Source organism: Moorena sp. SIO3I8 (genome assembly GCF_010692325.1).
GTDB lineage: Bacteria > Cyanobacteriota > Cyanobacteriia > Cyanobacteriales > Coleofasciculaceae > Moorena.
Genome location: NZ_JAAHHW010000017.1, coordinates 1 through 12,390 on the forward strand (window position 1 = coordinate 1; position 12,390 = coordinate 12,390).

Consider the following 12,390-nt stretch of genomic DNA (forward strand, 5'->3'; position numbering starts at 1 on the left):
AAAGGCCACGATACGCGAACAACAAAACAACCTTGGCCAAAAGGCCACGCTACGCGAACAACCAAACAACCTTGGCCAAAAGGCCACGCTACGCGAACAACCTTGGCCAAAAGGCCACGCTACGCGAACAACCAAACAACCTTGGCCAAAAGGCCACGCTACGCGAACAACCTTGGCCAAAAGGCCACGCTACGCGAACAACCTTCAACAACATATCAAACACCAAAATAAGCCGGTTCATTCCCCGGCTTCCACTTAATATTGCAACCAATACTAGGCTTTTGCTCAGAATTCACCGGTTGCGACCCTAGCACCGCATCAATAGCTGCTCGTAAATCCTTACCTGTAACTGGTATCCCATTACTAGGACGACTATCATCCAATTGACCTCTGTAAACTAGCTCTTGGTTAGCATCGAATAGAAAAAAATCTGGGGTACAAGCAGCTGTATAAGCCTGAGCCGTTTCCTGAGTTTGATCATGACAGAAGGGAAAGGTAAATCCCAGCCCCTGAGCCATTTCCTTAAGTTTATCGGGAGCATCATCCGGGTAATTATCCGCATCATTAGCGCTAATTGCCACCATACCGAGATTAGCATCGGCATAGTCTTTCCCTAGCTTGGCCAATTCTCCCTGTACATGTTTAACAAAAGGACAATGACGGCAGATAAACATTACCAGTAACCCCTGCTTACCGGCAAAGGTCTCTAAGGAAATCGTCTCGCCAGACACTGCATCCGGTAACTGAAACTCTGGTGCTTTGGTACCTAAGGGCAACATTGTCGAATTAACTAGTGCCATGGTTTCACTCCTAAACTATTGCGCTCAAAACTGATATTCTTCTAACCTTGCCTACCATATCAGATCCCAACAACCTTGACCTTTCGGCCACGCTATGGGAACAACCAACCTTCAACCAACCAACCTTCAACCAACCAACCTTCAACCAACCAACCTTCAACCAACCAACCTTCAACCAACCAACCTTCAACCAAACCACCAAAAAAATGTGGTATAATAGATCAACTTCCTAGAGGTCGTTGCTTGGAAAAGGTAATCAGAAAGCAACGGAAGATTCAGGTGCCAGCGGTTACTGGTAAATAATGGGAATTACTGTTTCAGGTGTTGCAGCAAAGGCGAGTAAAGGGTGAAGATCCCTATCAAACCCTTGTCTGGCCTTTTGGCCTTTTGGCCTTTTGGCCTTTTGGCCTTTTGGCCTTTCGGCCACGCTACGCGAACGGCCACGCTACGCGAACGCACTACCCTTGGAAACCAAAACCGTTGCCCAACGGTGGAAACCCTAAGGGTTTGCAGTAGTCAATAATGGTAGAAACCCCCCCATGAACGCGCTCCATGGCTACCAAGATCAGCAGAGGGGATGGTCAGGGCGTAAATCAGATTCTGGCAGAAGCACAACCGTTGGAATAAATATGACGCTCCAACCCAAAGATTTCAATGGCAATAACAATGAATCATTAAGAATGCTAGCACGGGCGATCGCATTTTCTCAGGGACAATTTTCTCTGATTTTAGCCCGTTGTAATTATCAATCATTGCGGCAGCGCTTAACACAACAACTGACAGAACGCTACCAGATTAAGTTTCACTCCAGGGCTTTGGCCTCATCGGCTCTTAACCTCTATAGCAATGTTCAAGCGGAACTGACATCAATACTACCCGATGCCCTTATTGTTCACAATTTGGAATTAGTTAGGGATATTGATAGGTTATTGGTTTCTACCAATAATGCACGGGATGAATTTCGCAAAACCTTCCCCTTCCCCCTGGTGTTATGGGTAACCGATCAGGTCCAACACAAGCTGAGGCGAGTAGCACCAGATTTCACCAGTTGGGCTGCTACTCCCATAGGCTTTGAGATGGCAACGGATGAGTTAATTGATTTTATCGAGCAAACGGTCAATCAGGTCTATGGCAAAGTATTAAACTCTGGTGCTGGCAGATTTCTAGACAATGATGACCTGAATTTGGGCATTGGTTCGACTCGCCGCACGGAGTTAAAGTCAGCCCAGAATGAGCTAAACCATCGTAAGGTCAGATTAGACCCACGGTTAGAAGCCAGCTTAGAATTTGTTTTGGGTCGTGCCGCTGATGGGTCATCACAAGAGTCTCTAGAACATTATCAGCGTAGTTTAGCCCAATGGCAGCAGATTGAGCCAGAGGCCAGGGCAACCCAGGAAAAACCCCAAACATTCACTTCCTCATCAGAGCGGGTTGGATGCTTACTGTACTATTTAGGATTATGGTGGCGTACCTATGCTGAGAGACATCGGGCTGAGCATCAAGTCGCTTGTGGTCATGCCGCAGAGTATTATCAGCAATGTATTAAGGTCTTTGAACAGGCTGAGCGACCAGACTTAGTTGCCAAGTTTATTAATCCTTGGGCAGAGGTACTACAACGACTAGGGCAGTGGGATGAGTTGGAGGCGGTTGCTAACAAAGCCTTGACTCTCCATCAAACCTATGGTAATCCGTTTAGACTAGCGCGAGCCTATGGCTTTTTAGCAGAAGTCGCCTTATGGAAATCTGATTGGACTAAAGCGCAACAGTTAGCCCAACAGGCTCTGTTAATCTTAGAACAGGCATTGTCTGAATTGTGTACACCAACCTCATGCTCACTCGATACCGATTGTGATTGGGAGCGCTCATTTCACCAAGGTTGGTATTTATTGTCTCTAGCGCGATCGCATCGTGGGGCTGCGCGATCGCAACAGCAACAGCAGCAAGCTAAAATCCAAGACAGTCTGACAACTCTGGAAACGGCCAAAGCCAGAACCAAAGCCCAGTATGATCCAGAGCTTTACATTCGGATTTTAGAAGAATTGCGCCAGTGCTACTGCCAACAAGGTAACTATTTGACTGCTTTTCGGGTTAAACAAGAACGACGCTCCATTGAGCAGCAGTACAATTTTCGAGCCTTTATTGGTGCTGGTCGATTGCAGCCTAAACAACAGGTAACTAACCCAGCATTACCGAATCTAGACTACCACAATTCTGTGACCCCAGCCATTGCGGCCTCTGGTAGACAAGGGGATGTCAATCGCTTAATGCAACGTATGGGCCGTAGTGACCATAAACTAACGGTAATTTATGGTCAATCAGGAGTAGGTAAAAGTTCCCTTGTCCAAGCTGGGTTAATTCCCACCTTGAAACAAAAAACCATTGGCTCCCGTGAGGTATTAACGGTTTTCCAGCAAGTTTATACCGATTGGATTCCCGAATTTGGAAAAGCCTTAGCCAAGTCTCTGGCAGAAAAAAAACTGATTAAGTATCATGGTAATACTCTAGAAACAACAGCCGCAATTCTCAAGACATTCTGGGAAATAACAGAATACAATATCCTAGTGGTTTTAGTCTTTGACCAATTTGAAGAATTTTTCTTTGCGGCTAAAGACAGAAAGCAACGAATGGTTTTATATGAATTTATGAAGATCTGTTTGAATATTCCCTATGTTAAAATTATTTTATCCCTTAGAGAAGATGACCTTCATTACTTGTTAGAGTGTAACCGTCTAATTCAATTAGATGTCATTAACAACAATATTTTAGATAAAACGATTCTTTACTATCTCGGTAACTTTTCCCCAAAGCAAACTAAATCAGTTATTAAAAGCTTAACGGAACACACGGCATTTTCTCTAGAGCCAACCCTAACCGATGCTCTAGTCAAGGATTTAGCAGGAGATACCAATGAGGTGCTCCCCATTGAGTTGCAAGTGGTAGGAGCTCAGCTCCAAGCCGAAAAAATTACCACCTTAGCAGATTATCTAGCCAAAGGTCCGAAGGAAAAACTGGTTGAACGATACCTAGAAACAGCTATTAAAGACTGTGGTGAAGAGAACGAACGAATCACTAAACTTGTTTTATATTTACTGACCGATGAAAACGGGATGCGACCGCTAAAAACTCAGGCTGAATTAGCTGAAGATTTGGACTTAGAAGAGGAGCAACTGGATTTAGTAATGGAGGTGTTAGTGGGTTCTGGTTTAGTATTTGAATTGCCAGAATATCCTGCTGATCGTTATCAGTTAGTTCATGATTATTTAGTATCATTTATTCGCCAAGGACAAGAGCCTCAAATCCTAGCGGAGTTAAAACTGACCAAAGAAGAACTAAAGCAAGCACTTCATCAAGAACAAAAGGAACGAAGACGAGCAGAAATTGCAGAAATTAAAGCCCTGAGTTCTCTATCTCAAGCTCTACTATCTTCCCACGACCAGTTAGGAGCATTGATCGCTAGTGTAAAAGCTGGTAAACGATTACTCACCACAGAGGTTGCTCCTGATATCAAACAGCAACAAGTGAATCAGCTTCAGGAAATTATCAATAACTTGCAAGAGTGCAATCGTTTGGAAGGACATGATGCGGGAGTATTTGGTGTTTGTTTAAGTCCTGATGGTAAACTAATTACCTCTGCTAGTGAAGATGGCACCATCAGGATTTGGGGCATTGATGGGAAACCCTTGGTAAGCTGTCAGGGTCACAAGGAGCAAGTGTTTAGCATTAGCTTTAGTCCCAATGGTGAAATGTTTGCCTCTGCTAGTGCTGATAGCACGATCAAACTCTGGCAACGGGATGGCAAGTTACTGAAAACTCTCAGAGGTCATAAAAACCAAGTTTTCAACATTAGTTTTAGTCCCGATGGTAACACCATTGCTGCTGCTAGTAAAGATGGCACGATCCAGCTGTGGCATCCTAATGGTACTCGGATTAAAACCCTGACCAGGTTTGGTCCTGCTAACTTTGGGATTAGTTTTAGTCCTGATGGTAAATCCCTTGCGATCGCTAGTGAAGATGGCACTATCAAACTCTGGAATTTAGACAGTAGTTGGCCCAAAATTTTCAATCGTCATGCTAGGGGTGTCTTGAGTGTCTGCTTTAGTCCAGATGGTCGGATGCTGGCTTCCGGGAGTTGGGACGGTACCGCTAAACTCTGGAATATAGATGGCAAAGAACTCAACTCCATCGATAATTATGGCTTGCCAGTCTATCGGGTTAGATTCAGTCCCGATGGTCAACTATTAGCACTAGCCAGTAAAGATAATCGAATTCGACTTTATAACCTTGATGGGAATAAGCTCAAGACTTTCCGAGGACACAAAGGGTCTGTGTGTGGGGTAAGTTTCAGTCCCGATGGACGGTTACTGGCTTCTGCTAGTGTCGATAAAACTATCAGACTTTGGAGTCTCAAGGGTATTGGACTGAATACTCAGCAAAGGCATACTGGTAAACTTATCGGCTTTTGTTTTAATTCTACCGGTCAGCAGTATGCTTCAGCTAGTGAAGATAAAACAGTAAAACTATGGAGTCTAGACGGCACATTACTTAGAACATTTTCAGGACATGAAGCTAGTGTCAGGAGTGTCAGTTTTAGTCCTAAAGCAAAACTATTAGCCACTGCTAGTGTGGATGGTATTATTAAAATTTGGCATCTTAATGGAGCCTTACTGCAAACCTTTCCAGCCCATGGTCTGAGTATCAGGAGTCTAAGTTTTAGTCCTGATGGTAAAATCCTGGCTTCTGCGGGTAATGACAGAATCATCAAGTTGTGGGGGATTGATGATAAGTATGGACAGGATAACGGAGTACTCATAAATACTCTCAACGGTCATCTTGCTAAAATCCTTACCATTAGATTCAGTCAGGATGGTCAGATGCTGGCTTCCGCAGGAGAAGATAAAACCATTAAACGTTGGCATCTCGATGGTAGCTTAATCGATACGATTCCAGCCCATAGTCTAAAAATTGTCTGTTTGAGATTCAGTGGGGATGGTGAAATTATGGCTTCCGCTAGTGCTGATAAAACGGTGAAACTGTGGAGTTTGGATGGTAAACTGATCACTACCTTACAAGGACATCAAGCAGGAGTTAGAGGTGTTGTTTTTAGTCCTGACAGTCAAATGATTGCTTCCGTTAGTTCTGATAGGACGGTAAAGCTTTGGACTCGTGATGGTAAGGAATTCAAAACCTTAAAAGGACATCTTGCTCCTGTGTGCAATGCCTGTTTCCTGGCTGACGGTCAAACGTTGGTATCGGTCAGTGAAGATGGTACTGCTAAAATCTGGAATATCGATGGTACAGAAATCAAAACCGTTGGCGGACCGATTAATGGCAGTACACTCCTAGGTGTAAAACCTGGACAGGGGATAGTTACCAGGGGGAGTCATACCACTAGCTGTGATTTAACCTCTGATTTAAAGAATTTATTGGTGAAGGGGTGCTATTGGATCAGGGACTATTTGAAGCATAATCCGACCTTGAGTGAAAGCGATCGCAAATTGTGTGATGGGATTTTACCAGAACTGTTGAATGGGGAGTAGGGAGTAGGGAGTAGGGAATCGGGAATCGGGAATCGGGAATCGGGAATCGGGAATCGGGAATCGGGAATTGGGAATTGGGAATTGGGAATTTGGTCACCTGGGTCCGCACCTTGTCAGCCCCGTGGAAACCAAGCCAGTTGCTGATCTAACTCCCCATCTCCCCATCTCCCTATCTCCCCACACCTCCCACACCTCCGACACTCCCCTCTCTTTCCCTACTCCCTTTAGAGTCTAAAAATTCTCCCGATTCCGATTTGCCTGCTCCATCTTTTCTACAACCAGGTCTATGGGCATCATTCCCAATTCCCCAGCGGCACGGGTACGAATATTTAAACTGTTTGCTTCGACTTCCTTGGCACCAATCACACTCATCACCGGGATTTTAGCCTTTTCGGCATTACGAATTGCTTTACCAAGCCTTTCCCCACTGGTATCGACTTCTGCTCGAATGCCATGCGATCGCATTTTTGCTGCCACTTCCTGAGCAAAAGGCAACTGTGCGTCCCCGACTGGTAACAATCGTGCTTGTACTGGTGCTAACCAGAAGGGGAAGTCTCCCCCATACTGTTCAATCAATATCCCAGTTAGGCGCTCGATAGACCCAAAGGGGGCACGGTGAATCATAATCGGGCGTTGGCGAGTGCCATCTTCTGCCACATACTCCAAATCAAATCGTTCTGGCAAGTTGTAATCCACCTGTACCGTTCCTAACTGCCATTCCCTGTCCAGGAGATCCTGGAAGATAAAGTCCAGTTTCGGGCCATAAAATGCCGCTTCCCCTAGTGCTTCAGAGGATTCCATGCCCAAGGTATCCACAGCACGGCGAATTGCTCCTTGGGCTTTTTCCCAAGCCTGATCGGAACCAATATACTTATCCGAGGCCGGGTCACGGAAACTCAACCGTGCTTTAAAGTTCTTCATTTGCAGAGTTTTGAACACTGATAGGATTAAATCCACCACATTGATGAATTCCTGATCCAACTGATCTGGCATCACAAATAGGTGAGAATCATCCACCGTGAAACCACGCACCCTGGTCAACCCCCCCAGTTCCCCAGATTGCTCATAGCGATACACTGTACCAAATTCTGCCAAGCGCATGGGCAATTCCCGGTAGGAGCGCAATTCACTCTTATAAATTTGGATATGGAAGGGGCAATTCATCGGCTTTAGGACAAATCCTTGTTCTGCGGCTGCTGCTTCCTCATCCTCAGCCATCATCGGGAACATATCCTCTTTATAGTTCTGCCAGTGACCGGATACCTTAAACAAGTCCACTCGACCAATATGGGGTGTCTCCACTGGTAGATAACCTCGTTTAAGCTGTTCTTGCGTGAGGAAATCTTTCAAAAGGGTACGCAAAACCGTTCCTTTCGGGGTCCACAGGGGTAATCCTGGTCCCACCGGGTCAGAAAAAATAAACAGTCCCAGTTCCTTACCCAGCTTACGGTGATCCCGTTTCAGGGCTTCTTGCTTACGGCGCTTATATTCCTGTAGTTGCTCTGGGTTTTCCCAAGCTGTACCATAAATGCGCTGGAGTTGAGTATTACTCGCATCCCCTCGCCAGTAAGCCCCAGCCACACTTTCCAATTCAATAGCCTTTGGGTTGATTTCACTGGTATTTTCCAAATGGGGACCAGCACACAAATCCCACCACTCATCCCCCAGGTGGTAAATCGAGATCGGGTCTTCTAAATCTGCCAAAATTTCCAGTTTATAGGATTCACCCAGTTCCTTGATCCGCCGTTGAGCTTCTTCCCGTGGCACCTCTTCCCGAATTACCGGAAGCTTCCGCTTAATGATTTTGACCATTTCCTTTTGGATTTTCTTCAGGTCTTGCTCAGTAAACGGTTCTGGCTGATCAAAATCATAATAAAAACCATTTTCAATCCAAGGACCGATAGTCACCTGAGCCTTCGGAAATAGCTTCTGGACGGCCATCGCCATCACATGGGAGGTCGTATGACGGAGCCTTTTTAGGGTATCGGATTCGCTAGTACGGGGCAAATGAATTTTTTCAGGCTGTTCGGAGGGTTCTGAGTTAACCATCGGTGAATGTTCTATGGAATTGAGTAACGCGCTATGACCGTAACACCAATTTTGTGCTATCCCTCTATGATACAAAGCTTAGTTTTTCGCAAAGTACATGTTTCTGGTGTAGTACTCTCTCAATTTAGTTTTGAGGGTGAGGGCAAGGGGTTAGGGGTTACGGGTTGGCTTAATGGTTTTGGTACTTAATTGATAGCACAAATGCATAGTACAAGCGTGCCTAATTGGCCAAGGTCTATTTTAGATCATGTCAGGATAATTACCCTTAATCAAAATCTGCCCCATTTAACCATCTGGCCATCAATCGTCTTTATGATGGGTATTCAACCGGACTTGAGCTTACCCCTCAATGTAAGCATTCAGCTATCAGCTTTCAGGGATCAGCTATCAGCTATCAGCTAATGGGTCCGATGCGTCGAAGCCTGTGCCACGCTACAGATGGTGCTTTTGAATAAGCGATGCCTCAGGTGCGACCCGTGGCGAATTTAATTACGGGTCAAACGCACCATTACGGTCTTGGGGAGGCAGCCCGGTCTTGGGGAGGCAGCCCGGTCTTGGGGGTCTCCCCGGAGACGAAACCTTAGATAGTGGAGCCTTTATAGTTAGCAGGTTATGCAGAAAAGGGTTAAATATTTGTTAATAAGGCTCCACTATCTTACGGTAACTTCAAACCATGACCGCGCTGCCGTGGTTCCCCCCATGAGCGACTGCCGTGGTTTCCCCCATGAGCGCTTTGCATCAAGAAAACAGGTAACCATTCCAATAATGCTGAGTTACGTCTGCTAACGGCTGACCGCTGACGGCTGACCGCACCTCAAGTAGCATCTCAAGTAGCGCATATGCTTACCCCTCAATTGAATTTTGAGGGAGTAGTAGTGTTCTAAAAGTGTTAAGGGTTATGTCACAAATTGTAAAAAAATGTAAATATAATTAAGGTAGACTATGAAAAAATAAACCCTTTTAATATCATGGATCAACCCCAGCCATCAACACCGGAGTTACTGAAAACCATATTGGAACCGCTACTAGTAGATTTTGACTACTGGTTTGAGCGATCGCTTTCGTTGTTAGAAACTGAAGATATCACCTTTTTGACCACGGAGGAACAATCTGAGCTACTCAAGCGGGTAAAGCAAGCCCAGAAGGAGGTAAATACAGCTAAAATGCTTTTTGACGCCACTAATGGTCAAGTAGGAGTTGAACTTTCTACCATGATGCCATGGCACCAATTAGTGAGAGAATGTTGGGGAGTGGCAATCCGGTTGCGATCATTGGCATCCGGTGCATCCGAGTCAGCGGCCTCAGGGAATGACTAATCTTGACGCACCTAGATTCAGGAAATGAATGAGGAAATAGTGGACTACCTTTTGTTAAGGTTAACTAACCACCTATAAAAAGCCGTTTTTTATCCCTGAGCAAGACAAGGAGTTAAAGACCAACTATTTGGTCGGGAGGACAATACGATGTTACACCTAATTTATCTAATTGCCTTTACTGTTATAGCATTTTTAGCGATTGGGAATTTAATTCGTAACCTATTAAGTTTGAGTTTTGATTCCCAGCGTTCTTTCTCAGCATGGGGAAAATCACCCGCCCAATGGGGTCGGAATCAAGTGAATGCCAATCCATCTCCTGCTAAGTCAGTACCGCACCCGGAACTGCTTGATGATAGTGGCAACCCTATCAATGAACCGCTGTTAGTGATGCGGTCAATGACCGTTGAAGACGCTCGCCAACAGTTAGACGCTATATACAATTCTTCTCCCGGTAACAGCAAGGGGAAGACAGAAGAAAACCAGTAGTCTATTGATTTCACGTTAGGGCTAGACAAAGGGAAAGGGGATAACCAAAACTATTTCCCCTGACCGAATTCGTGGGTGGAAAAACTATAGCGCTGCGCCCAGGCAATAGGAAATAGGGAATAGCGATGCAGCGCTGAATCCATTTTCCTTGACGAACACCATTCAATGATAAGTATTAAACCGGACTAGATCTGATTTATTTGCCATAGGCAAACCAACTTGCATTAGCACTGTAAACCCGCGTGTCTCCCCAGGTTTCCAATACATACTGAAACCCCTCTCGGTTGACATCAGTGACATCAACTTTTAATCGGAGATTTTCATCATTATCACTATCGATGTCGTTTAAAGCAATATAAACCACAGGCTCGGAAGAAAAGTTGGTATTAAACTTTTGCTCACCTGATATTCTTCGTCTGCCATCACCCTTTGATAAATTCCCTTCCCTAACAGAAATCTCTCCACTCTCCAGTTTAATCTGTGAATTAGCCACTTCTTCGATACTGCGAGAGATAGTAATCAGCTGATTACTATCTTGAGTTAAGTTATTTATCCGTTCAACTATATCTCCCAAGGCTACTGGGTCTGATTCTAGAAGAGCATTAAGTTTTTTCTCTATAGTAGAAGCGTTGATATCTAAGCTTTGTACCTTACTATTTAGATAGTGAGCTTGTTTTTGATAGTCTTGAGTTTGGGCTTTGATAGTTTGAGTTTGTTGCTGAAGAACTTGCAGATCAACTCGGTTATCAAATAGAGAATTGTTTATACGTTTGTTGAGTTTCTTAAGTTGTTCTTCTTGATCTTTGATATGTCCTTTTACCGAACTATCAACAAGACTAGACATAACTACAAAACCACTGACGGTGGTCAATAGGGTAGTGAAAACCAACAAGGCAATCACGAGGTGAAATTGTGTTCTGAATTCCTTCCTGAGTTCCTCAGCTATTTTTGGGGAAAATAGTTGTAATTCTGTATAAATTAAAGCTCTGATATCTGTAGAGCGCTTATCCAGATAACTTCGGTAGGTATCTAGTTCTTTCTTGAGATCATCTCGTTCGCTTCTTAGGCGATCGATAGTTTTTTTAAGTATGTCAAAATCATTCATAGTAACCAACTGGCTAAACACCGACAATTCCTTAGATAGTTTAGATAATAATCAACTATCTCCATTATTTCGACAAGCCCGCCAAATACCCTATGGGCTGTTATAGCTGAAATTGCTCTATTCGCCAACTACAGAGCCTGATCGGATGGCAGCCAGGATAATCCATGGTGAACAGTAAATGGTGATAGTAAATGGTGATAGGTAGGGGTTTGGCACAATTCTCTCTTACCCATTACCCATTACCCATTACCCATTACCCATTACCCATTACCCATTACCCATTACCCATTACCCATTACCCATTACCCATTACCTACTATAGCGCTAGTTGATCTAATCATTGAAGTTAAATAATGCTTCGGGAGACCGGTAGCTGGGGGGATTCCGCAGATCTAAATCTAAATTTAGAAATTTTATAATCAATTGAGACGATCAGCATCAGCCAAAGGATTCCAGACTTAATGCTCATGGTGAGGGGCGTTACGTACCTTCCTGATTGTATAGGGCAAAACCCCTACCAGCAGAGCAAAGGCTTCATCTGGCAGTTGGGCAATAGTGTTGGCATCAAAACCAAATCCCTCAAACTGTTCAAGAATCTGTTGGGTTCGTTGTATAGGACTTGGATATTCTGTAATTTGTTTAGTCAGTCGAATCCATTGCCGCCGAATCAAATAAGCACGCCGTCGCTCTTCAGCTGATTCTGGAGAAACCAATGATAGATTGCCCACTGGGACTACTCCCTGACAATCAAGATCAAATATTCCTCCTACAGCCGAACCTGGTCCTGCGAATTCTGCATGGTAGTGCTTATATATGATTAGGCCATTGCGACGCCTACTATTAACAATTAACAATTGTTTATCCCGAAATTGCGAGAGAATTTCTGATGGCTGTGAGTCTCTCATCTGATTCTTGCAGAGGTTCAGGCTTTCCTGGTTCATGCCACTTAGGGGTTGAGGATTGGCGAGACCCTGGTTGTGAGCAACCACCTCCTTTGGGTAAAGAGCTATCTGGTAATAGTGTTGGTATTCACTCTCCATCTGAAACTATATGGCGTAATATCTTAGAGCAGGTAAGCACCCAAGCTAAAAGCCCCG

The 12,390-nt window shown here is 44.5% G+C and carries 11 protein-coding genes; 6 read left to right on the top strand and 5 right to left on the bottom strand.

The window, feature by feature from the left end; genetic code table 11:
- A partial coding sequence (locus F6K51_RS09230; protein ID WP_293019770.1) for a hypothetical protein occupies positions 1 to 231 on the top strand: 231 nt, incomplete at its 5' end.
- Here F6K51_RS09230 and F6K51_RS09235 read toward each other — a convergent pair.
- Positions 216 to 800: a thioredoxin family protein gene (locus tag F6K51_RS09235; protein WP_293019771.1), complete on the bottom strand. Its 585-nt coding sequence runs from the start codon at positions 798 to 800 to the stop codon at positions 216 to 218. The genes F6K51_RS09230 and F6K51_RS09235 overlap by 16 nt on opposite strands.
- 75 nt (positions 801 to 875) lie before the next feature.
- On the opposite strand from F6K51_RS09235, the gene F6K51_RS09240 reads away from it, so the two are divergent.
- Together F6K51_RS09240 and F6K51_RS09245 are read left to right on the top strand one after the other, a co-directional pair.
- A complete protein-coding gene (locus F6K51_RS09240; protein ID WP_293019773.1) occupies positions 876 to 1,103 on the top strand; it encodes a hypothetical protein in 228 nt (75 codons plus the stop codon).
- 236 nt (positions 1,104 to 1,339) lie between these two features.
- A complete protein-coding gene (locus F6K51_RS09245) occupies positions 1,340 to 6,337 on the top strand; it encodes a tetratricopeptide repeat protein (protein WP_293019775.1) in 4,998 nt (1,665 codons plus the stop codon).
- Here F6K51_RS09245 and F6K51_RS09250 read toward each other — a convergent pair.
- A complete protein-coding gene (locus tag F6K51_RS09250) occupies positions 6,246 to 6,434 on the bottom strand; it encodes a hypothetical protein (protein WP_293019777.1) in 189 nt (62 codons plus the stop codon). The two genes, F6K51_RS09245 and F6K51_RS09250, sit on opposite strands and share 92 nt — an antisense overlap.
- Positions 6,435 to 6,568: 134 nt before the next feature.
- The gene (gene thrS, locus F6K51_RS09255) at positions 6,569 to 8,386 is read right to left on the bottom strand and encodes a threonine--tRNA ligase (protein WP_293019779.1); all 1,818 of its coding nucleotides are present in this window, start codon (positions 8,384 to 8,386) and stop codon (positions 6,569 to 6,571) included.
- Positions 8,387 to 9,354: 968 nt separating this feature from the next.
- Here thrS and F6K51_RS09260 point away from each other — a divergent pair.
- Positions 9,355 to 9,702: a DUF2605 domain-containing protein gene (locus tag F6K51_RS09260; RefSeq protein ID WP_293019781.1), complete on the top strand. Its 348-nt coding sequence runs from the start codon at positions 9,355 to 9,357 to the stop codon at positions 9,700 to 9,702.
- A gap of 147 nt (positions 9,703 to 9,849) precedes the next feature.
- Positions 9,850 to 10,188 (top strand): DUF2973 domain-containing protein, encoded by a 339-nt coding sequence (locus F6K51_RS09265; RefSeq protein ID WP_293019783.1) that lies wholly within the window; start codon positions 9,850 to 9,852, stop codon positions 10,186 to 10,188.
- Positions 10,189 to 10,384: 196 nt separating this feature from the next.
- Here the strand turns inward: F6K51_RS09265 and F6K51_RS09270 are convergent, their stop codons facing one another.
- On the bottom strand, positions 10,385 to 11,293 hold the full coding sequence (locus tag F6K51_RS09270; protein WP_293019785.1) for an H-type lectin domain-containing protein: 909 nt from the start codon (positions 11,291 to 11,293) through the stop codon (positions 10,385 to 10,387).
- A 191-nt stretch (positions 11,294 to 11,484) separates the two neighbouring features.
- Between F6K51_RS09270 and F6K51_RS09275 the strand changes: the two genes are divergently transcribed.
- Positions 11,485 to 11,625 (top strand): hypothetical protein, encoded by a 141-nt coding sequence (locus tag F6K51_RS09275; RefSeq protein ID WP_293019787.1) that lies wholly within the window; start codon positions 11,485 to 11,487, stop codon positions 11,623 to 11,625.
- Between the two features lie 126 nt (positions 11,626 to 11,751).
- Here F6K51_RS09275 and F6K51_RS09280 read toward each other — a convergent pair whose 3' ends face one another.
- Entirely contained in the window at positions 11,752 to 12,333 is a 582-nt protein-coding gene (locus F6K51_RS09280) for a hypothetical protein (RefSeq protein WP_293019789.1), read from the bottom strand.
- Between the last annotated feature and the right edge of the window lie 57 nt (positions 12,334 to 12,390).